Source organism: Bacillus sp. 1NLA3E, from assembly GCF_000242895.2.
Taxonomy (GTDB): domain Bacteria; phylum Bacillota; class Bacilli; order Bacillales; family Cytobacillaceae; genus Bacillus_BU.
Genome location: NC_021171.1, coordinates 4,292,838 through 4,316,428 on the forward strand (window position 1 = coordinate 4,292,838; position 23,591 = coordinate 4,316,428).

Annotated in this window: 17 protein-coding genes; 1 reads left to right on the top strand and 16 read right to left on the bottom strand. The window is 37.0% G+C overall.

The genetic code is table 11. The features are described from left to right. Positions 1 to 131: 131 nt before the first annotated feature. The 3 genes from B1NLA3E_RS20640 to B1NLA3E_RS20650 form a co-directional block, all read right to left on the bottom strand. A complete protein-coding gene (locus B1NLA3E_RS20640) occupies positions 132 to 383 on the bottom strand; it encodes an EsaB/YukD family protein (RefSeq protein WP_015595762.1) in 252 nt (83 codons plus the stop codon). Continuing rightward, positions 376 to 4,995: a type VII secretion protein EssC gene (gene essC, locus B1NLA3E_RS20645; RefSeq protein WP_015595763.1), complete on the bottom strand. Its 4,620-nt coding sequence runs from the start codon at positions 4,993 to 4,995 to the stop codon at positions 376 to 378. Before essC ends, B1NLA3E_RS20640 begins: the two co-directional genes overlap by 8 nt. Positions 4,996 to 5,330: 335 nt before the next feature. Then, entirely contained in the window at positions 5,331 to 6,059 is a 729-nt protein-coding gene (locus B1NLA3E_RS20650) for a response regulator (protein ID WP_015595764.1), read from the bottom strand. A 509-nt stretch (positions 6,060 to 6,568) separates the two neighbouring features. Here B1NLA3E_RS20650 and B1NLA3E_RS20655 point away from each other — a divergent pair. Continuing rightward, positions 6,569 to 7,204 carry a YigZ family protein gene (locus B1NLA3E_RS20655; protein ID WP_015595765.1) on the top strand — a complete coding sequence of 212 codons (636 nt, stop codon included), beginning with the start codon at positions 6,569 to 6,571 and terminating at the stop codon, positions 7,202 to 7,204. Positions 7,205 to 7,250: 46 nt separating this feature from the next. Here B1NLA3E_RS20655 and B1NLA3E_RS20660 read toward each other — a convergent pair whose 3' ends face one another. The 13 genes from B1NLA3E_RS20660 to B1NLA3E_RS20720 all read right to left on the bottom strand — a co-directional run bounded on the left by B1NLA3E_RS20660 (position 7,251) and on the right by B1NLA3E_RS20720 (position 23,542). Further along, the gene (locus tag B1NLA3E_RS20660; protein ID WP_041580746.1) at positions 7,251 to 8,345 is read right to left on the bottom strand and encodes a glycosyltransferase family 4 protein; all 1,095 of its coding nucleotides are present in this window, start codon (positions 8,343 to 8,345) and stop codon (positions 7,251 to 7,253) included. 373 nt (positions 8,346 to 8,718) lie between these two features. Continuing rightward, positions 8,719 to 9,564: a dTDP-4-dehydrorhamnose reductase gene (rfbD, locus tag B1NLA3E_RS20665; RefSeq protein WP_015595767.1), complete on the bottom strand. Its 846-nt coding sequence runs from the start codon at positions 9,562 to 9,564 to the stop codon at positions 8,719 to 8,721. Next, the gene (gene rfbB / locus B1NLA3E_RS20670; protein ID WP_015595768.1) at positions 9,564 to 10,586 is read right to left on the bottom strand and encodes a dTDP-glucose 4,6-dehydratase; all 1,023 of its coding nucleotides are present in this window, start codon (positions 10,584 to 10,586) and stop codon (positions 9,564 to 9,566) included. Before rfbB ends, rfbD begins: the two co-directional genes overlap by 1 nt. Positions 10,587 to 10,596: 10 nt before the next feature. Continuing rightward, on the bottom strand, positions 10,597 to 11,157 hold the full coding sequence (gene rfbC / locus B1NLA3E_RS20675) for a dTDP-4-dehydrorhamnose 3,5-epimerase (protein ID WP_015595769.1): 561 nt from the start codon (positions 11,155 to 11,157) through the stop codon (positions 10,597 to 10,599). A gap of 10 nt (positions 11,158 to 11,167) precedes the next feature. Then, positions 11,168 to 12,043: a glucose-1-phosphate thymidylyltransferase RfbA gene (rfbA, locus tag B1NLA3E_RS20680; protein WP_015595770.1), complete on the bottom strand. Its 876-nt coding sequence runs from the start codon at positions 12,041 to 12,043 to the stop codon at positions 11,168 to 11,170. A 322-nt stretch (positions 12,044 to 12,365) separates the two neighbouring features. Beyond that, complete coding sequence (locus B1NLA3E_RS20685; protein WP_015595771.1) at positions 12,366 to 13,181, bottom strand: glycosyltransferase; 816 nt, start codon at positions 13,179 to 13,181, stop codon at positions 12,366 to 12,368. Between the two features lie 23 nt (positions 13,182 to 13,204). Then, complete coding sequence (locus B1NLA3E_RS20690; RefSeq protein WP_015595772.1) at positions 13,205 to 14,134, bottom strand: glycosyltransferase family 2 protein; 930 nt, start codon at positions 14,132 to 14,134, stop codon at positions 13,205 to 13,207. Continuing rightward, positions 14,127 to 15,023: a glycosyltransferase family 2 protein gene (locus B1NLA3E_RS20695; protein ID WP_015595773.1), complete on the bottom strand. Its 897-nt coding sequence runs from the start codon at positions 15,021 to 15,023 to the stop codon at positions 14,127 to 14,129. Before B1NLA3E_RS20695 ends, B1NLA3E_RS20690 begins: the two co-directional genes overlap by 8 nt. After that, positions 15,007 to 16,020, bottom strand: a complete 1,014-nt coding sequence (locus B1NLA3E_RS20700) for a hypothetical protein (protein WP_144061520.1) — start codon at positions 16,018 to 16,020, stop codon at positions 15,007 to 15,009. The genes B1NLA3E_RS20695 and B1NLA3E_RS20700 overlap by 17 nt, the downstream gene beginning before the upstream one ends. Positions 16,021 to 16,648: 628 nt before the next feature. Beyond that, positions 16,649 to 18,262, bottom strand: coding sequence for a peptide ABC transporter substrate-binding protein (locus B1NLA3E_RS20705; protein WP_015595775.1), 1,614 nt, complete (start codon positions 18,260 to 18,262; stop codon positions 16,649 to 16,651). 345 nt (positions 18,263 to 18,607) lie between these two features. Then, positions 18,608 to 21,232 (bottom strand): N-acetylmuramoyl-L-alanine amidase, encoded by a 2,625-nt coding sequence (locus B1NLA3E_RS20710; protein ID WP_015595776.1) that lies wholly within the window; start codon positions 21,230 to 21,232, stop codon positions 18,608 to 18,610. A gap of 317 nt (positions 21,233 to 21,549) precedes the next feature. Next, positions 21,550 to 22,509: a glycosyltransferase family 2 protein gene (locus B1NLA3E_RS20715; protein ID WP_015595777.1), complete on the bottom strand. Its 960-nt coding sequence runs from the start codon at positions 22,507 to 22,509 to the stop codon at positions 21,550 to 21,552. Between the two features lie 52 nt (positions 22,510 to 22,561). Further along, complete coding sequence (locus tag B1NLA3E_RS20720; RefSeq protein ID WP_015595778.1) at positions 22,562 to 23,542, bottom strand: glycosyltransferase family 2 protein; 981 nt, start codon at positions 23,540 to 23,542, stop codon at positions 22,562 to 22,564. Positions 23,543 to 23,591 lie beyond the last annotated feature (49 nt).

Sequence of the window (23,591 nt, forward strand, 5' to 3'; positions counted from 1 at the left end):
ACAGCCCGCCTCCCCAACAATTAAAAGAATTGAAACCATAAATAAAATTAGCCTTTTAGTAAGTCTCATGACACACCTTCCCCTTCAAATCACTCAACTTTTTTTAAACAGCCTACCTTATATGCCATTCCCTACACCAACATCAACTTCGTCCCATTAATCACACCGTTTTCCGCTACGGTTAGATTGATGTTTAAAATCTTGCCGGTGATGCGGTCGCAAAGAATCGTATCGGGCGTTGCAGAGAATTCTCCCTGGGTCAACTCGGCCATCGTACCCATTAGCAAATACAGCACTTCATAAAGCTTGCTTTCTAGTGGCAAAAAGACATCGTACGATTTTTCAGAGGCGGGGATATACACTTCGACTAGGACTTTATCCATGATAGACCGCCTCTCTTTCAATACTTTCCGCAGCAGACAATAGCTTCACAAGCACCGCTTTCCCCTTGCTAACCACATAGCCAAAGCCATTCGGGACTTCTTTATACATATCGCTTGTCGTCTTCAGCGGCTTCAATACATACTGGTCGGTAATGCCACTGCCAATCCAGATGAAATCATTTACAGGCACATGCTCCTTAAACCAGCTTTCATATGAAACGGAGCTTAGTTTTTCGGTATAGTCTGAAAGCAGTAAGTTTACGTTTAGACCGTTTCCTTTTTCCAAAAATAACTTCAGCTTATCGCGCCCATCCTCAGTTAAGCTCATTTTCAAATCGGTAAAAGAATCGATGATGAGGGTGATATTTTCATAAACAGGTGGCTCATCCCCTGCTTCAATTGCATCCTTTTTCGTATTATTTCGGTACACCAATGTGTTAAAGAGATGAACGATCGTTTCCTCCAACTCCGCTTGCTCCGAAATATACTTGTAGCCGCGCAACCCGCCTCCAGTAAAATGCTGATTTGGATCGATCACGATCACTTCCCGATTACCAAAAGTCGCGACAAGCTCTGCCATCCCCTGCAAAAAGCTTCCACATTGATCGCTGCTGGTTGCAGCGACCATAGTGATATAGGCACCGTGAAAATCAAAATGGGCCAACTGCAATGAATTTTTTTCAACCCCAACAGGCACTTTTTTCGTACCTATATCTCTTATCTCATCCCGCAAAAAGTCGATATCGATTTTTTCAGGAAGAATTGGCACTCGTTTCGCAGGGTGCTGCGTCCATTTCTTGCTCCAGTCACGGCAATAGTCACTCGTGAATTTATACATATTCTCAACATCTCGAACAATGTGAGCAGTCTGAAATTCATAAGTTAGCTCGTCTTTAAAAATACCTCGGCCTTTGTACTTGGACGGATAAACACCGTCAACATTTCCCAGTAACCCGGAATATTCACTATGATCATTCAACTGCAGCACATACATCTGCTTAAAGTTTTGCAGCATCCGATATCTAATCGCACCCGTGTTGATCGCTGTTACGATAAAATTAACCCCATATTTCACACCTTCTCGAGTCAGGAACGACACCGTCTCTTCCTGATCCTCGTACATTTCCGAAAACGCCGAATAGTTATGGATGACCACAACGATTGCAGGCAGACTTTCAGCTGATACTTCGTTATAGGTGCTGAAGTCTCCACCGTAATTAGCCAGTAGCTTCTTTCTACACTCCACTTCAGCTGTCAACATTTTAAACAGATTGCCAATTTTTTCGCTCTCGTGTGACAGCATAACCTCGCCCACATGTGGAGCCTCCCGGAACCAGGTCAACGTTTCCGAACCAAAGTCCACCAAGTAAAAATTTACCTCATTAGGCGTATGCTCTTCCATTAATGAATAAATCAAACTCGACACGAAGGTGGTCTTTCCACTGCCAGCAATCCCATAAATAACCGCATTTCCATCCTGAGTGATCGGCATCGTCATCACCATCTGACGCTGGTTCGTTGGATCATCGTATTCACCTATGACTGGATTTAATTCGTGACACCGTGCTTCAACCTTGTACTTAGCCTTCAACTCATTGATATAAATAAGCTCAGGAATTGGCTCGAGCCAGAGTGGACGAACCTTGATGTTTTCTTGTGCGGCGAGTTGAGACAGATAATCGGTCACTTCATCAATTTGCTTTGGCGGATTTTTCGCTGCCGATTTCTTCCGGTCGATTTTCGCATTTTTAATGACACGCCCTAAATGATCAATCACAACAACACTGTCATCCTTCTGCTTTTCAACTTTATCAGCAGGATAATAAGGTGCTCCTGCCCATGCTGACTGTCCCAGCATAAATAACTCATTAAAGCCGACCTGCAAGTAAAATCGACCGGTTGTTGATAACTCAGCGGCATCCGGTCGTTTGATGACTTCCATACTGTCCGCTTTTTCCTGAACCTTCAAAGAAATTCTAAATTTGCTATTACTCCAAATCTGATCGTTAACAACCCCGGAAGGCTTCTGAGTTGCTAGAATCAAGTGGATTCCCAGACTCCGACCGATCCGTGCAGCACTAACAAGTTGTTCCATAAATTCCGGTTGCTGTGCTTTCAATTCCGCAAACTCATCGGAAATAATGAACAAATGCTGGAGCGGCTCAGTCACTAAGCCTTCACGGTAACATTTCTGATATTTGTAAATGTCGATATTGCTTTCATCAATGCGCCGGCTTGTTTCGCTAAAAATAGCCTGACGCCGTTTCAATTCGCTCTGAATCGAAATGAGCGACCGTTTGACCGCTGCCCCATCAAGGTTGGTAATCGTTCCGGCCAGATGCGGCAGATCAGAAAACGCGTTCGCCATCCCTCCGCCCTTGTAATCAATCAAAATAAACGCCACTTCATCAGGATGAAAATTGACTGCCAACGACAGGATAAACGTCATAATAAATTCACTCTTCCCTGATCCCGTCATCCCTGCAACCAAACCGTGCGGACCATGATATTTCTCATGAAGGTCGATCATGAACGGCTCCCCGGCAGTGTCGACACCAATTTGCGTTTCGATTGTCTTAGTCGGATTGTTTTCCTTCCATCTCGTCAGGGCATTAAGATGCTCGATTTTCCCAACACCGAACATTTCAAGGAAGGTCACCATCTCTGGGAGCTTGTACGATTCACGCGCCGAATCAAGCTGGATATTCGCAAGTTTGACCGCAAGTTCCTCGGCATCCTCCTGCAAATAAATATCAGCCTGAAATCCGGTATATTTTCCAGAAATATCGTCTTTGTCATAGCTCTTCGAAAATTCCTTAGCCAGCTCAATGACATTGCAGCATTCCTTAGGCAAATTTTTCAGTTCATCATAAAGAGCAATCAAACTATAGCCCATATCCTTCTTTTCCTTCAGAATAAGATTGACCATTTCAGCTTTTGGTGCCAGGCTTTTGCTCATTGAAAAAACAACAGTATGCTGTTCCAACTCCACTAATTCGCGATCCCCGCATTCCTTACGATTGCTGATTTCCTTTTCAAAATAAGCAGAAAGCTCCTTAACCTCATTTGCATCAGTCGCAATGAACCGAACATTTTTGCCATCATTCCACACATGCGGAAGCCATTTTACAAACTTCCAATCTTCCTGTTCGTTTTTATCGTAAATAAACACAAGCTTAAGCTCATCGTAACTATGCAGCGCCGTCAGCTGAAAAATAAGTCCTTTAACAAACGACTTAACCTCTTCCCTGCTGCCGATAATGCCGCTGACCCGCTCCTCGGTTAAACTTAGGGTCACAGGCACCTTCTCCAAAATTTGCGGAGTCTCAAACATTTCGTAAAGCGCTTCTTGAAGATTGTCGTCTTCAAGGCTGAACTTTCTTTCCGGAAATTTAATATCAGCATTTAATGGCAAGTCGCCAATTCCCAATCTTACTTTTAGAAAATCATCCTGACCTGGTCCGCGTTCCCACAGATTCCGCTGGCGCCGCTTAATTCTTGACAGACAGTTTTCAAGCGTGACATGGTTTTCAAGCAAAATTTCACTTTGGTGCTGGCACTCATCCTTCACCACCTGCTCCATTTCCTCGAGATACTGCAAATATTTTTCCTGACGGATTCGTTCAAGCTTTGCCTTTTTTCTTTTTTCATATCGCTTTGTTAAAATCGGCCAGAGGATCGTCCCGATCAGCATGCTCACTGACATCACCAATGTCGGCATCGCCATCATCATATTCCCGCCAGTACTCATCACATTCTGCAAGGTCATCAGACCGGTGAACATCGAAGCCATCCCCATCGTAATCGAAGGACCGAGCAACAGCATCAGCGGCGTTTCCTCCATATTCGCTTGCTGTGGCGGCGGATCAATTCTTATCTCAGCCTTTTGGATGTCCCTTTTAAATCTAGGCGATCTAAAGAACAAGTTGTCATTTACATCCTCATGATGAAATTCATCGAGCAGTACCTCCTCCCAGACAACCGGTGTTTCAACTTGAAACGGATTAAAAGAGGTTCGATCGAGAAACACCGAGCGATGCGGGTTGTTCAATGATAGTAGCCGACCATTGTAGACAATTTTCAGCCCCATAATAAAAATACAGTCGCCAATTACGAGCCTTTGCTCCGTAATTTTCTCGCCATTAACATATGTACCGTTAGAACTATTTTTATCTTTAATCATCGCCTGCCCACTCGCATCATAGACAATCGTACAATGCGCGCTCGAGACCAATTTATTTGCAAAACATATATGGCTATCCTGAGCTCTGCCAATGTTAATAACAGCATTCGTCACTAGATGCTTCGTAAACACATTTCCATCCTGAGTTGGCGGCTCCACATATAACAACGCTGAAGGTCCATCGTCACGATTAATGATGTAAGTTTCGAACAATTCAACCTTTATATTTTTAACTATTTCATTATGTGAATTTTTCAGATAAGCATATTTATTTGACTTTAAATACCAATGGCCCTGATCTTCTTCGACTGCTAACAAATCGATAATTTTCCCCGCGTCATCAGCCGTTGATAAAATGTATCTTCCAGTCACTCTTTCCGGTAATACGGTACGAAAAACTTTCCCTCTATCAAAAAGTGTTAATATCAAAACGTTCTCTCCTATTAATCGACATCAAACAAACTTGGTAGTTTCCACTACCAAGTCACAATAAATTATTTTTTTAACCCGGTTTGCGCATTTAACCTATAACAATACTGCATGGCTTATTAATTAGGAAAATTATCCCACTTAATTTATTTTACACTATTGTGAGAAAAATCACTGAACTTTTTGTAAAATAATTTACTTTTTTATCATAAAATTTGGAAATGTGTAAAAAGTATGAAAAAAACGCAAAAAAAAAGACGACCATCAAAAGAAACCTTCGTCCTTCTGAGGTCAACCTATAATGAAAATCCCATCATAATAAAATGTTTTATTACTTACCTTACCTCAACCCAACCATTTTTTATCGCCACAACAACCGCTTGCGTCCGGTCATTCACGCTCATTTTTTGTAAAATATTGCTGACGTGGTTTTTTACCGTCTTCTCACTAATAAACAACGCCTCGCCGATACCGCGATTACTTTTTCCATCAGTTAGCAGCTGCAGTACCTCACATTCCCGTTTCGTTAATAAATGAAACGGACGGCGCACCTCTATTAAAGTCGTCATACCACTTACGGTTCTAGCTGCAGACTGGCGACTTTCACCATAAGATCCGACAGTTTCCAATCCAACCGCAACCAAACGACGGTACTCATTCACCAAATTATGGGTCACCTTCGGATGCAGATAACTGCCGCCATTAGCCACAACCTTTACAGCCTCTACCAGCATTTCCGCATCCATCTCTTTTAACAAATATCCACGAGCACCCGTTTGTAGAGCGCGCATCACATAATTCTCATCATCATGGATCGATAAAATAATCACCCTAGCCTCAGGGTACTTCTCAATTAACTGACTCGTCGCATCAATACCACTCGTCATCGGCATATTAATATCCATTAACACAACATCCGGATGATATGTATCAAATAAATCCACGGCCTCTTGTCCATCCTGTCCCTCAGCCACAACCTTAAACGTATTTTCAATCTCCAAAATACGCTTTACCCCTTCTCTAAACAATTGCTGGTCGTCAATAATAACAATATTCGTCGCCATATAATCACCCCTTATTGCAAGCATCCCGTTTAACAAATCCTTTGATCCCTTATAATATAGTTCGATAGTCTATAAGTCCTATTTGTGGGTCAGAACCAAACCAAAATCATCCAAATTTATTGAGCACAATATTCTTCAATATGTATTCAAGTGTTTTCGAATCAACCTCTCTACCAGCTTCCCCCCAAAATACCTTCTAATAATTTCCAAACAATACCTTTTCAGAATATTTCAATTATAACACAAAAACCTTTATTCTCTTGGCAAAATTTATTACAATCAACTAGTGAGATATTGTCAAAAAACAACTGAATTCCTCACATCTCCGCTCTTTTTGTCAAAAAGTAAAACAATTTGGAGAAACTCTTTTATAACGGCTAACTCAATTTAATTCGACACACCATTTAGTTTGTGCAGGAAGCTAACCCTAGAATAAGATTTCGGGCCCAACTACGCTCGTTGAATATCCAACAAATACAACGTATAGAAAATAGAAAGAAGTGGTAAACATGCTGGCAAGTTATCTAACGGTCAAAGGCCCAGGCGAACACGAAATCGTCATCCAAAAATCACGTTTCATCGCCCACGTCGCCAGAGCCGAAACAGAAGCCCAAGCCCAAGAATTCATCCAACGAATCAAAAAACAGCATTGGAACGCCACTCATAACTGCTCCGCCTATCTAATCGGCGAGCACGACCAAATCCAAAAAGCAAACGACGACGGCGAACCAAGCGGTACTGCCGGCGTTCCCATCCTCGAAGTCCTAAAAAAACGCAAGCTCAAAGACACAGTTGTCGTCATCACCCGCTTCTTCGGTGGTATCAAGCTCGGCGCCGGCGGTCTCATCCGTGCCTACGGTAAATCAACATCAGAAGGCCTAGACGCCACCGGCATCGTCGAGCGCAAACTCACCCGTATCATCCACACCTCCGTGGACTACAACTGGCTAGGCAAGCTCGAAAACGAGCTCCGTGCGTCGGTCTATACAATCAAGGAAATACATTACTTGGAGAACGTTGAAATAGAAACGTATGTCGAAGAAGGAAAAATCCAGATCTTTACGGATTGGATGGTGGAATTGACTAATGGGCAGGGTGAAATAAATGAAGGGGAACTACTTTATCAAGAAATGGATATAGTGTAAAACCAAAAAGAGGGCAAACTCAAATGGTGAGCTTGCCCTCTTTTTATCATTTATTTCGTAAATTGACGGTTCTAAGACCTCTAAATAATTTTAACAGCGGTTTATAATCATCCTTCACAAGACCAATCTTCTCGACAAACACCTCGATTATGATGATGATTGTAAGCAGTATAAGAACTGATCCGCGAATTGTTGCTTGCGAAAAGATAAATGCAGCAAGTCCAAAAATAGCGCTCATTGCATAGATCAATAAAACTGTTTGTTTATGTGAATAACCAGCACGCAATAAACAATGATGTAAATGTGATTTATCCGGTGCTGACAAGGGTTGTTTATTCACGAGTCTTCTTATGATTGCAAAGAATGTATCCGAAATCGGTACACCAAGGATAATAACCGGGATAACAAGCGAGATAAACGTTACATTTTTAAATCCAAGCAATGAGAGAACACTAATCAAGAATCCTAAGAACAATGCGCCTGTATCACCCATAAAAATCTTGGCAGGATGGAAATTAAATACAAGAAAACCAAGAGTTGAAACAGCTGCTATTAGCGCAACAACCATTACATATGGACTTCCCATCAAAAAGGCCATTCCAGCAATAGAGAATAAAGCAATCGAAGAAACACCTGCTGCTAAACCATCCAATCCATCAATTAAATTGATGGCATTTGTTATTCCGATAATCCACACCATTGTAAATGGAATACTTAACATTCCAAAGTCTAACTGGCCACCAAAAGGCAGGTTTATAAACTCGACTTTTATATCCCCTAAAATAATTACCACTAATGAAGCCAAGATTTGCCCAAGTAACTTTACTCTTGGGGAGATCTCTTTCACATCATCAATTGCACCTGTAATGATAATAATCAAACTTCCCAACAAAATTGCTAAATGGACGTAATCATTTGGGTGCAGGAGCGGTAAATTGAAATTCAGATTTGGTCGAATAATAACTATGCCCAAGATGAAACTTATATAAATAGCCAGTCCGCCTAAACGGGGCATAATTTTTTGATGAACTTTTCGTTGATTTGGTTTGTCAGTTGCGCCAATTTTAAATGCCAATTTTTTTATTAATGGGGTGAGGAAGATCGAAGCACAAAAGCATAATAACAACGTAAAATACAACATAGAGACCCTCCATACATTTATCATTACCTTATTTTTTAAAAACATAAATGTAAATTTCATTAATGCAAAATAATTTGATATCCAAAATTCGATAAATTACTCCTAAAGGATTATAGCATAGACTTATCCTCAATGAAACTATTTATTTGAGCTACAAATGTAGAAGTTTGCTATTTTTTTGATAAAATGTAATTATATCCCTTAAACGTGTGTAATCAAAAACTTTTTTTCTAAAAAAGTATGAGTTTATCAATTACTATGACGAAACATTGTGAAGAAAGTTTCGTTCTTCTTAAAAAAAACATGCCCCACAATGAAAGCGGGAACCATATTGTCCATTTAAGTGGCCAATATGGTATCCCGCTTTTTATTATTATCCTTTTAGTTCCTTCAGATAAGCCGATAATGCCTCATGCCAATCTGGTAGCAATGTAAAGCCTTGTTCCGTTATTTTCTTTTTACTTAAGACAGAATAATTTGGTCGAGCTGCTGGGCGTGGAAATTGATCCGATGTTAATGGATTTACCTTTATATCTACCCCTGCTTGTTTGAAGATTTCAACGGCAAAATCATACCATGAGCATACGCCTTCATTAGTGGCATGATAGACACCGTACTTCTCAGATTCAACCAAATCGATTATAAATCGAGCTAAATCAACTGTATACGTTGGTGAACCTACTTGATCATGGACAACGCCAAGTTCATTGCGGTCCTCAGCAAGTCGAAGCATCGTTTTAACAAAGTTATTACCATTAATTCCAAATACCCACGCCGTCCGCACGATAAAATAACGATCTAAGTTTTGCTTTAAAAATTCTTCGCCAGCAAACTTAGTTTCACCATAAACACCAAGCGGGTTGGTAGGATGTTCTACTTCATAAGGCTCAGTTGCTGTACCATCAAAGACATAATCAGTACTGACATAAACCATTTTTGCCCCAACCTTATTAGCTGCTTGGGCAAGATATTTCGGCCCCAACGCATTAACATTGTAGGCAGTCTCTTTGTCTTCTTCGGCTGCATCAACATTTGTAAAAGCTGCGCAATGCAAAATCGCATCAGGCTTAACTTCGTCAAAATAGGCCTGTACTTTAGCCTCATCGGTAATATCTAATTCATTGCGGTCAATTCCAAATACCTGATGATTTCTTGCGGTCAGTTGCTTTTCAAGATCATGGCCTAATTGACCCTTTACTCCCGTTACAACTACTTTCATTATTCTACCTCTAATCTGTCACCATATTGGGATTTAAAATACTCTTGGTAATCTCCAGAAATGATGTTTTCCCACCATTCCTTGTTATCCAAATACCATTTAATTGTTTGCTCAATACCCGTTTCAAAATTGTACTTAGGTGCCCAACCGAGTTCTGTACGTAACTTGGTTGCATCGATTGCGTAACGACGGTCGTGTCCTGGGCGATCTGTAACATATTTAATTAATGATTCTGGCTTATCTAAAGCTTTTAAAATCGTTTTAACGATGTCAATATTGGTGCGTTCGTTATTTCCACCAACGTTGTACACTTCACCGTTACGGCCATTGTGAAGGACTAGATCAATCGCTTGGCAATGGTCTTCAACATGTAACCAGTCACGAATGTTTAAGCCATCACCGTAAACTGGAAGCTCTTTGTCGTTTAACGCATTAATAATCATTAATGGAATCAGCTTCTCTGGGAAATGGAACGGTCCATAATTATTTGAGCAACGAGTGATATTCACTGGCAGGTCAAATGTTTCATTATAGGCACGCACAAGTAGATCAGCACCAGCTTTACTAGCACTATACGGGCTATTAGCTGCTAATGGCGTTTCTTCAGTGAAATAACCAGTTTCGCCTAACGTTCCATAAACTTCATCAGTAGAAACTTGAAGGTATTTTTTTACACCAAGAGTTTTCGCAGCATCGAGAAGGGCAAGTGTTCCTTGAATGTTTGTTTGCACGAAAATTCCGGGGTCCGTGATACTTCTGTCAACATGTGATTCCGCAGCAAAGTTAATGACATAATCAAACTTCTCTGCTTGGAATAAACCTCCGACGAAATCGCGGTCAGCGATATCTCCGCGTACAAACTTATAGTTTGGGGCATTTTCAATGTCTTTTAAATTTTCAAGGTTCCCTGCATAAGTTAATAAATCAAGATTCACGATATTATAATTAGGATATTTATTTACCATATAGCGGACAAAGTTACTACCGATGAAACCTGCGCCGCCTGTTATTAACAATTTCATGAGCTGCCTCCTATTTCTCAAACACAAAATTTAGATGTTTTGCTTCTGCTAATGTTGGATGCTTTGTATCCTTATCTGAAAGGATTGGATTCGTTGTCGGCCAATCAATAGCTAATGCTGGATCGTTCCAAAGAATACCACCATCATGCTCAGGTGAATAATATTCGTCTACTTTATAAGCCACAGTTGTATCAGGCACTAAAGTACAGAAACCATGTGCAAATCCTTTTGGGACTAAGAGCTGACGTTTGTTATATTCACTTAAAATTACGCCAACCCATTGACCATATGTAGGTGAACCTTTTCTGATATCAACAGCAACATCATAGATAGCACCAGTCACACAACGCACAACCTTCGTTTGTGCTTTTGGATTTAATTGAAAATGCAAGCCGCGCAATGTACCAACTGGAGCTGATAGTGATTGATTATCTTGAATAAAATCAAAATTAAGGCCTAGTTTTTCAAACAAATCTTTGTTATAGCTTTCCATGAAATATCCACGATGGTCACCAAACACCTTAGGTTCTAAAATCTTGACACCTGATAGCTTTGTTTCAATTACGTTCATTGGAAATACCTCATTTCATTACTTGGTTAGCCACTTTTACTAAGTACTGGCCATATTGATTTTTCATTAATGGTTTCGCAAGCTCTAATAGCTTATCTTTTGTAATATAGCCCATTTTATATGCAATTTCTTCTAAACAGGCAATTTTTAATGATTGACGTTTTTCAACCGTTTCTATAAATTGCGATGCTTCTAATAATGATGCGTGTGTACCTGTATCCAACCAAGCATAACCACGACCAAGCAACTCAACATTAAGCTCGCCCATTTCTAAGTATGCTTTATTTATATCAGTGATTTCGAGTTCACCACGTGGAGATGGTTGAATATTTTTCGCAATCTCAACAACGCGATTATCATAAAAGTAAAGCCCGGTTACGGCATAATTCGATTTTGGTTCGATAGGCTTTTCTTCGATCGAAACAGCCTTTCCTTCCTCATCAAATTCAACGACACCAAAGCGCTCTGGATCGTTAACATAGTATCCAAACACGGATGCCCCTGTTTCCCGAGAAGATGCTCTTCTTAGAAGGTCAGTCAGGCCATGGCCATAGAAAATATTGTCGCCAAGCACTAAAGCAACATGGTCATCCCCAATAAATTCTTCACCAATTATAAATGCTTGGGCTAACCCACCTGGATGTGGCTGAATTTTATAAGAAAAGTTCATACCTAAATCGGATCCATCACCTAAAATTTGTTCAAAACGTGCTGTATCTTCAGGTGTAGAGATGATTAAAATATCCTTGATACCCGCCAACATAAGTACAGAAAGCGGGTAATAGATCATTGGTTTATCATATACAGGTAATAATTGCTTAGATACCACTTTGGTTAATGGATAAAGACGTGTCCCGCTGCCCCCTGCTAAAATAATACCTTTCATTTACAGTCAGCTCCTTAACTTAATTATCTAAGGCTCCCTTAAGCCCTAACATTACAATAAGAGAGTAAAATAAGATTCCTGCCTTATTTCATTTAATGAAATTGACTTACATGTCTAATTTTTCTAAAATCAAATCAAGCCAATATAACTGATAAAACAACGCTAAATTTGAAAAAACTAAGGAAACGTTAGACGCTTATTGTAATAACACTTTGAAAAATAGTAAACCAAATAAATTCTAACATAAATACCGATAAGAATACTTATTAATATTGTCTTTATTATCGTAATAAAGAACTAAGTCTTCCATTTTTAAAAATTATTAGCCTCTAAGCATCTTTTTATAAATAAAACCTCTTAAAGAATTTGGGAGGACTCTTACAAAACCTCTCATTAAAATATTCCTTAAGAATGTCTGTTTGTCAATAAAATGCATTTTCAAAAACTCTTTTTGTAGTTTAACTTCACTTTCGAAGTACTTTAACCCTCCGCGTCTATTAAACATGTCGGCCCCCGCACGAGCATATATCAAAACTTCAGGTATATTCATAAATTTCATATTATTATTCAACATTCTTCCCCATAAAAAATAATCCTCGTTCCACATTAGCGTCTGATAACTACCCGCTTTTAAAACGGCATCCTTCCAATAAACCACCGTCATATGATTTACTGGGCATCGTGTTCTAGCATAACGTTTTATTTCCTCATAACTAGAGGGGACTTTACGAATAGATTCTATTTTTCCAGGGTCTTCATCAAACTCACCAATCCAAGATCCAAGAACCTTAACCTCAGGGTTATTTTTCATAAAGTTAATTTGTCTTTCAAATCTTTCAGGATGACATATATCATCACTATCCATCCTTGCAATTAAGTCATTACTACACTCGTTAATCCCAATTTCTAAGGCTTTTCCTAAACCCATATTCTTATCGAGTTGTACATATTTGAACAAGGTAGGAAATTTATTTTTATATTCATCCAATAAACCATACAACTCATTAGTAAGTTCACCATCTAATACAATGACAATTTCATTTGGTTTTAAAGTTTGCTTTAACATACTATCTATTGCTTCTTTTAAGAATTCCGGCTTTTCTTTAAAATAAACCGACATTAGAACTGAGAAGTTCATGATTTCATCTCCATTTTATATGTTTATGATTTAGTTTCATAAACGATATTAGGTCTTTCTCCATTAATATTTCCTTTAACACCCATAAACGCATCTACAATCCCCTTTACAATCATCCTGAAGCGTACAGCTCTAGGCTTCACAAAAAGAGCGAAAAAGAAAAACTTAAAAGATAAGATGATCATATATTTAAATTTAAAACCTAATGGCACGTAAGATCTTTTGAACATTTTAAGGGTGTTCCTAAACTGATAGTAATGTCTAATTGGAGAGGGAACACCTATACTTTTTCCTAAGAAATGATAACGATCTTCTCCTAATCTGTGGGCCATTTTTACGTCTTTTGTGATAAAAGTTGAATAACCTATTTGTTTTGCTCTCCAACACCACTCATAATCCACTATATCAATAAACAAATCGTCTTCCATTCCACCTATTTCGGTAAAAGTGCTTTTAGGAATTAATGAACCCGAACTTAAGGTTTGCTGAACCTCAATAATCCTTTCATCTCCTGAACCAAAATTATTATATAAACTATCTTCAGATTGATCTCTATCAAAAGCTAACGGTCCAATACAAGCTATTTTTTTATTTTGATTAACTAAATAATTATAATCCCTTAACAAATTTGAAACCGTATCTTTATTTAGTTTGCTATCCTGATCTAATAGAAAAAAAGCATCATAGCCAGCTAATAATGCCCAATTCATACCTATATTTTGTGCAGTAGCAATACCAAAATTGCCCTTATTGGATATAACATAAAGGCGCTGTTCTTCTTGAATAGCCTTAACCTTATCTTGGAGTACTACATCAGTTGAATTATCAACAATACAAATCGCACCTACTTGATTAATTACTGATTCAATATTTTCCTTCAGTTCATCAATATTAGGATTATAAGTAACTATAATTGCACAAACGTTTTTGATTTCAATCATACTATCAACCATTTTTATATTTACCTTCCCTATTAAATATGCCGTCCACTATCCCCTTAAAAATATATCGACAGCGTTTTATTTTTGGAGAGACGAACAACGGATAAATAAATAATTCAATCGCTCTTTCAACCAATGCTTTAATTTTCCATTTCGCTGGAACATAGTCCCTTTTAAATAGTAAAATTGAGTTCCTAAATTGATAATAATGTCTAATAGGTGATGGTATTAATAAATTATACACTTTTAAAATTTTAATGTTTTTTTGTCCAACCATATGGCCCATTTTTACATCTTTACTATTAAAAACTCTGTAGCCATATTTTTTCGCTCTCCAACACCACTCGAAGTCCACTAAATCAATAAAAAGGGTTTCATCCATCATACCTATATCTTTTACAGCATTAGCTACTAGAAGTTTTCCAGAGCTTATCAAAACGTCCTTCTCGACAAAATTCCCATCTAATTCTACGCCTTTATTTATAAGTGGTTTATAATTTTCATTAGTGATCTTATTAAAAATATCAGGACCTATACAGGCAATTTTTATCCCTTGGCCTTTAAGGAATTCGACTCCAGCTACAAGAGCATTTACAAGATTATCCGGTGGATTACTATCCTGATCTAAAAGAATAATTCCATCGTAATTTTCTTCAACAGCTATCTTTATTCCAACATTATGAGCAGCACCAATACCCAGATTTTGATTCAAAGAAACCCATTCAATTTTATTGACCTGATGTTCTTCAGTTAAAAAATCAGAGAGAACTGGCTTTTCACTGTTATCTACTATGACTAATTTTTCTACCTGCCCGACGATAGACATAATATTAGATGACAACTCATTGATGTCAGGATAGAAACAAACCATTACAGCACAAACCTTAAATTTTTGATTCACTGTTTTTACCTTCTTTAAAATATAGTTTACTTAATGAGCTTAATACAATTAAAACCAGGATATTTGTTGTGTCAAACAAATAAGGATTGGTAAAAGCATATAATACATAAGATAAATAAATTAAATAGATAAATTTATTGTCCCAAAATTTAATAACAAAGGCGATCTTTGTAATTAAAAACAATAAGAAGTAAAGAATTCCAACTTGATTAAGAACATACAATGTCTGTAGTTCAAAATAGTAGTTATTTCTATAATCCCGATAGTCTGTTATTACGTTAATTACATTTCCTAAGCCCTGCCCAAATAATAACGAGGTTGGAGTCTCTGCTAAATTTTCAATAAGTTGCGCCATTTGATCAAAACGTGTTGGAATTGAAACTTCCATTTTCAATAATAGCAATTCATTTAAATATGGATATAGGACCATTACAGCAATAAAAAGGATTAGTATTATTGAACCTACTAGCATTAATATTCTCATGCGACTATTAAACAGGTTTTTCAAAAACACAGATACCTTCTTATTTGAAAAAAATAAAATGATAAAATACATACCCAAAAAGAATAAAATTGCAAGAATAAAAGCAAAATTCCCTGCGACAATAGTCCCAACAAATAAAAGAGAGGCTGCTGAAATTTTCAATCGTTTACTCTGAATTGCAAATAAACTTACTAAAAAGGAAATGGGTAAAATTGGATTCCCTTTGATTTGAATCCGATAAAAATATTGATTATAGGTATATATATCCCCCAAGCCAAGTTCCATTACTTTTGATCTAATAAATCCAGCAAATTCAGGATCCCCAAATAAAACAATATAGATTTCAAAGCCTATCAGGAGGACACTATGCAAAACAGCTAATAAAACAAAAATGTTTACGTAGATTTTTTTGGGCGGTAAAAAAAATGCAGATAGCAATAAGACAAAAACAGAATAAAATCGAATGGCTAACGACACACTATTATGTTCAATCACAATTGAATATATTAGCAAAATAGACAAACTGACAATATTAAGAATAAACAAGTACTTTATTGGCTTATCACTTCCCCTAAAATTCCTTATTAGAAAGGGAACAGAAAAAACAAACATGATGATAAGACTAATACTAATTATTTTTGATAACTGGTAAAATGGAAATTGCCTTGTCAAAGCAAATACGCACAAAAAATAGGATATAACTGATAGTGAAGTTAAAACAGATAGAAAAAAGCGATGATTCTTTATAGCAAACTCCTCCTATTTCCAAAATCCCTAAATCTATAAAAAGACAGGTTTTTTCTAGGTCGTTTATTTAAACGATATTACCTTTAATTTCTCTACTATTAACACAGGTTTATTGATTAAATAAGGTCATACTCTCCAAATTTTTATATACAGTATATACCTCGGGAAAATTTCCAGTCTAGGTTGTATTGTAACATATTTCAACATTTTTTATAAAAAAATTAATAGTGATGAGCGGTTGAGTATTATCCAGTTAAATTAAGCCTTATTCTCTTTAGTGAATGGGCTAGAAATCTATACACCTAAAGTCAATAATAAAAGACTGATTAAGTTTATGAATAACATCCTTAAACAGTCTTTTTGTTCCAATATTTTTATAGAGAACTACCTATCCCTATTTTTCAAGATGAGCCCATTTATACTGAACATAACCTAGTTTGGAGACAGCCACATCTCTTACGTTCTCACTTTGGAAAAGATCAATTTTAAAAAAGCTAACGGGGATAACAGGCATATCTTCAATCAATAGCCCCTCAGCATTCTTTAATAATTTCTGACGTTTGTTTATATCAGTCTCTATTTGAGATTGTCTTATTAAAGATTGAAATTCCTTGTTTTCCCAGCCTGTACCATTGTTGATGGAATTAGCATTCAGAAAGGGTTCAAGAACGTTTACTGGGTCACTGTACGAGCTTAATGATTCCATTAGGGAAACTTCATAATCAAGGGTGTGCACTTTTTCGTTTTGAATATTCCAACTGGAGCTATCAAGGGTAACATTAACACCTAAATTTTTTCTCCACATATCCTGGATAGATTGAGCAATTCTTTTATCCACTTGATTTGTATTAATTAAAAGAGTTATCACAGGTAGTTCAGATGTATCTTTATACCCTAGTTCTTCTATACCTTTTTGTAAACATTGTTTTGCTTTTTCAACATCATTGTCTTTGAAGAAACTTTTTTTATTTCCTTGAAACAACGCTGGGGGAACAGTGGCCAAAGCGGGTATTGATTTCATTTGCTTTGTATGTTCAACCAACTCTTGACGATTAAGTGCAAAAGCAAAAGCCTTACGTATGTTTTTATTATTAAAAGGTTCGAATTTGGTATTTAATTTTAATGTATACATACCATCAATTGATTGAGTAATATCACTCGAAGGGACTTCTTCAACAGGAGAACCAGTCAAATTGAGTTCACCATTTTCATACATAGATAACTCTGTGTTTGGATCATTGACCATAAGCATTGATATTGACTTTAATCTTACTGTATCTGTGTCCCAATAATTTTTATTCCTTTTAAGAACAATTTTATTGTTATGAGTCCATTCAGTTAATTCGAATGGTCCGTTTGATGTATATTGCTTTCCTGCTTCATTTGCCCAGTTAGGATTTTTTTCAGCAACTTTACTGTTAATCGGGAAGTATGTATATTTAGAAATTAAGTCTAAAAAATTGGGAGTTGGATTGACAAGCTTTACCTCTAAAGTTTTGTCGTCAATTGCCCTTACACCTACTTTTTCCACACTATCTTTTCCTTTATTAAATGCTTCCGCACCCTTTATATAATAGAGTTGAGATGCATTTTCTGAATGGTTAGCAGGATTCAATAACCATTTCCATGCAAATTCAAAATCCTTTGCAATGACAGGATCACCATTTGTCCATTTTGCATCCCGTAATGTAAAACTATAAGTTTTTTGATCATCTGATATTTTGACTACTGATGCAGCAGCATTTACAGTTCTACCCCATAAATCAATTCGAGTTAACCCTTCAAAAGTCTGAAGAAGCACGGATCCTGAGACAGAATCAGCCGCTAAACCAGGATGTAATGTCGTCGGTTCTGTATTAATATTTATTTTAAGATCTTGGTCTACATATTCAGGGATTTGAACTTTTTTAGCATTTTCATTCTTGCCAAAAAATGCAGTATAGAACATGCTAAGGAACATACTTAAAATAAGCACCATGCTTAAAAGGAATATTATATTTTTTTTCATTTTATTACCCCCATTTTACAAACCTTAAACGTATAAGTTGCAATATCAGTCAAGAATTTTATTTACGAAAAGTGTAAATATCCACAACTAAATTCCTCTAATAAAAAATACATACGAATACCATTTTACCTTAATATAAAAAAAAATAAAAACTAATTCGTTGCAAGATAAACTAAAGTTTATCACGGGGTTATTATTACGAACAGTGCCTGGTGTTCGTATTGCTAAAATTACGTTAGTTGAGGGCATAATAAAGGACTAGAAATCATTTTGATTTCTAGTCCAAAAAATTTGCTGCATGTTTATCTTTTTTATTTCCTCTTATCAAACGGATTGAAAAATGAGTTAATAAATTGAAAAGTACTCATCAATCCCGTCAGCAATTGCTTTTGCTAATGTATTTTGATATGAATCTGTAACTAATTTTTGACGTTCGCTTGAGTTGTTTATAAAACCTAGCTCTACTAAAGTTGCAGGCATAGCTGATTCACGTAGCACTGAAAATGTCTCTCCATCAGTTCCACGATCATTCGCACCTGTATATTCAACCAAATTTTCCTGAATCAAGGTTGCGAGTGTCTTACTCATTGAAATTCTTTCTGGATTATTATGCATATCAGCATTGATTTTCGAAGGGTAATTTGGGTCATATTCATAGTAGTATGACTCGATACCATTAGCTGAAGTTTCCCCTGTTCCTGTAGCGTTATGATGAATACTAACGAAAATATCTGGATTTATATCATTTGCCATTTGGGAACGATCTAGTAATCCTACAGTGGAATTGTCATTACGAGACATATAAACTATATAGCCTCGATCTAATAATAATGATTGAACTTTTTTCGCAACAGCTAAATTCAAGTCTGCTTCTTTATAACCACCAGCAGTTGCACCAGGATCAGTCCCACCATGTCCCGGGTCTAAAAATACTGTTGCTTTTGATAATTGATTGAACGTTACAATCTTTCCAGGCAATGTTGTGACATAGCCGTTCTTTCCCGTTTCTCTGAACGTTACGGTGTGTCTTCCATCACTAAATTTGGTTGTGTCGAGAGTATAATGATAGCCTGCATTCCCATTGTGGTACTCTGGAAAGACTTTTTGGACATCTGGTCTCGCATCTCCATAGATCGCCTGACCTGCCACTACACCGTCTACCAGTACTTCAATTTTCGACACTCCGCTTTCATCCAAAAACCAGCCCCGCACGTTTTGGTTTCCTTTTAGTATTTTGCCAGAAACCGGATCATCGATATACCCGAGGACATTTGCAATCGTTATAGTCTTTTCAGGCAATGTTGTGACAAAGCCGTTCATTCCTGTTTCTCTGAACGTTACGGTATGTCTTCCATCTCTAAATTTGGTTGTGTCGAGAGTGTAATGAAAGCCACCATTCCCATTGTGGTACTCTGGAAAGACTTTCTGGACATCTGGTCTCGCATCTCCATAGATCGCCTGACCTGCCACTACACCGTCTACCAGTACTTCAATTTTCGACACTCCGCTTTCATCTAAAAACCAGCCCCGTACGTTTTGGGACCCGATAAGTGTTTTGCCAGAAACCGGATCATCGATATACCCGAGGACATTTGCAATCGTTATAGTCTTTTCAGGCAATGTTGTGACATAGCCGTTCTTTCCTGTTTCTCTGAACGTTACGGTATGTCTTCCATCTCTAAATTTGGTTGTGTCGAGAGTGTAATGAAAGCCACCATTCCCATTGTGGTACTCTGGAAAGACTTTCTGGACATCTGGTCTCGCATCTCCATAGATCGCCTGACCTGCCACTACACCGTCTACCAGTACTTCAATTTTTGATACTCCACTTTCATCTAAAAACCAGCCCCGTACGTTTTGGGACCCTACTAGCGTTTTGCCAGAAACCGGATCATCGATATACCCGAGGACATTTGCAATCGTTATAGTCTTTTCAGGCAATGTTGTGACATAGCCGTTCATTCCTGTTTCTCTGAACGTTACGGTATGTCTTCCATCTCTAAATTTGGTTGTGTCGAGCGTAAAATGAAAGCCCGCATTCCCATTGTGGTACGCTGGAAAGACTTTCTGGACATCTGGTCTCGCATCTCCATAGATCGCCTGACCTGCCACTATACCGTCTACCAGTACTTCAATTTTCGACACTCCGCTTTCATCTAAAAACCAGCCCCGTACGTTTTGGGACCCGATAAGTGTTTTGCCAGAAACCGGATCATCGATATACCCGAGGACATTTGCAATCGTTATAGTCTTTTCAGGCAATGTTGTGACATAGCCGTTCATTCCTGTTTCTCTGAACGTTACGGTATGTCTTCCATCACTAAATTTGGTTGTGTCGAGAGTATAATGAAAGCCACCATTCCTATTGTGGTACGCTGGAAAGACTTTCTGGACATCTGGTCTCGCATCTCCATAGATCGCCTGACCTGCCACTACACCGTCTACCAGCACTTCAATTTTCGATACTCCGCTTTCATCTAAAAACCAGCCCCGTACGTTTTGGGACCCGATAAGTGTTTTGCCAGAAACCGGATCATCGATATACCCGAGGACATTTGCAATCGTTATAGTCTTTTCAGGCAATGTTGTGACATAGCCGTTCATTCCTGTTTCTCTAAACGTTACGTTATGTCTTCCATCTCTAAATTTGGTTGTGTCGAGAGTGTAATGAAAGCCCGCATTCCCATTGTGGTACTCTGGAAAGACTTTTTGGACATCCGGTCTCGCATCTCCATAAATCGCCTGGCCTGCCACTACACCGTCTACCAATACTTCAATTTTTGCTACTCCACTTTCATCCAAAAACCAGCCCCGTACGTTTTGGGACCCTACTAGCGTTTTGCCAGAAACCGGATCATCGATATACCCGATTGAATTTATTTGTGCTGATGCATAAATGGGAGTTTTCACAAAAAATGACATTAAAATTCCTGCAAACAAAATAGCACCAATAATTTTATGAAATCTCATTTCTTCCTCCTTTCCTGCTAGGCTATTAATCCTCTTTTATAATACTATTCTTCCATTTAAAAGGATATATAAGAATTGTATTTTACTATTTTTCACATACACAATCTTTTTTTAGAATCTGTTGAATAAGTGGATATAAATTATTGTAAGTGTTTCTCTTAAACTACAGATTCTTTCATGTAAAAGGCATCAATCATGAGTTTATCAAATGGTCTATAAAAACAGTCTCCCCATCCGCCTTAATACTTAAGACAGGCAAAATAAAAAACACCATCTATCATGATTTGATAAGATGGTGACTTCTTTTTATTACTATATTACATTTTTGCCATTTCTTTGTTTCGAGTATTTTTAAACTGTGTCCACGTTTTCCTTAGAAAGTCTAAATAGTCTTTAAACCCGACATTATTGTAACGATTTCTAATTATTTTAATCATGGAAGTTAAAGCACGATCAATATATACAAAGAACATACTGAAAAAATTCATTTTTTGGTATCTTGACAAGAAATACATCTCACTTTTTAACATTTCGGTATCTACAAACAGATTGTCTTTACCCGTTGTTAGACCATGGTGATGAACAATTTTAGAATCTGGTAAAAAGTAGGATCTATAACCTGACTGATCCATCCTTAGGCAAAGAATATCTTCTTCGAAATACAAGAAAGTATTTTCATCAAATAATCCTACTTCCTCTAACATCCTTCCCCTTGCCATAAAACAGCAACCAGAAAATTTATAAATTGGTATAGGCTGATTACTTATTGCTTCAGGAGTTAAATTATACTCTTGATCATGGAGCCTTTTGCTATTTCCAGACACAAATTTCTCTAGCCTTGTATGAAATAGTAGATAATCCCTTGTACTTATTGGTTTTAATGATGGCAAATTATGTAGGACCCCTTCAGGTGATAATATGTAGGGAGCTACGACTGCTGCATCCTGATTTTTTTGGAGAAATGTATACATACAATCAATGCTTCCATCCGAAAAAATAACATCATTATTCGTGACGGTAATGATATCAAAGCCATCCTTAATGGCCTGTCTGATACCATTATTATTTCCTCTGGCATACCCGAAATTTTCAGATTTAATTAACACTACATTTTTATTATCTCGGTAATGTTTTTCAATCTGTTTATAGGAGTCATTGGTTGAACCATTGTCCACAATATAAATGGTGTATTTTTGTTTGCATGTTTGAAAAATTGAATCTACACAACGTATAGTCATTTCCCAAGTGTTGTAATTTAAAATAACAAAGGCTATCATTTTTTCATCTCCAAAGTAAAACTATTAGAGCCTATCCATTGAATGAATAAAATTATAACTCTTTCTTGATTTTATCCCAGTATAATCTGTACACAGTTACCAGCAGATTAATCGAAATAAGGCCAATAGATAAAAGGATTTTTTTCTTCTTATTATAACTTTTTTTACCTACTAATGATTTTAATATTCTACGATCTACATCAATTAAATATTTATATTGTTTCTTTTCATTTCTATAATACTTTTCAATGTTGATATATAACTCTAAACCCTTTAAAAACCATTCTGCATATACTTCATCAGCTTGAGCTGGATAATTTTCTAGATAAAATGCGTACATCTCTTTTCTTACTGAATATTCATCTAAGCGCTTTTTTGAAAAGGTTTTTCGCAAAGTGCTTTTATCATTATAACGGTAATTATACATTGCTTGCCCTGTATAAAAAATTTTATTTGATTGATGAATTATTTTATAGGCAAAATCCATATCTTCAAGAATATAACCTTCTTTAAATCTAAGACAGTTGAATAAATCCTTTTTATATATTTTATTACATGGACTATAGGTTAGTCTCTGATTTAAGAATATTTCATTCATTGCAGAATTTCTATCATATATTTGATAAGTTGAATCATTACAGAAAAGACGTTTTGTAGAATCCTTTTGATATTCTATAATATTACACGCAGATATATCCGTATCCGTTTCGATTGCTTTTTTATACAAGACTTCGTACATATCTTTGTCTATCCAATCATCACTATCGATGAATCCAATATAATCTCCCTTTGCTAAATCAATTCCTCTATTTCTTGCCGAAGACTGACCACCATTTTCTTTGTGAATAACAATGATTCTATCATCCTTTTTTGAATATTCATCACAAATATCACCACTTCGGTCAATAGATCCATCATTCACTAAAATAAGTTCAAAATCTTTAAATGTCTGTCCAAGAATACTATCAACACAATCATGAATAAATCTTTCAACATTGAAAACAGGTACAATTATGCTAATTTTAGGATTCATTTCATTTCTCTCCATTTAAATCTCTAGTTAAACTTGTATAGGTTCATTT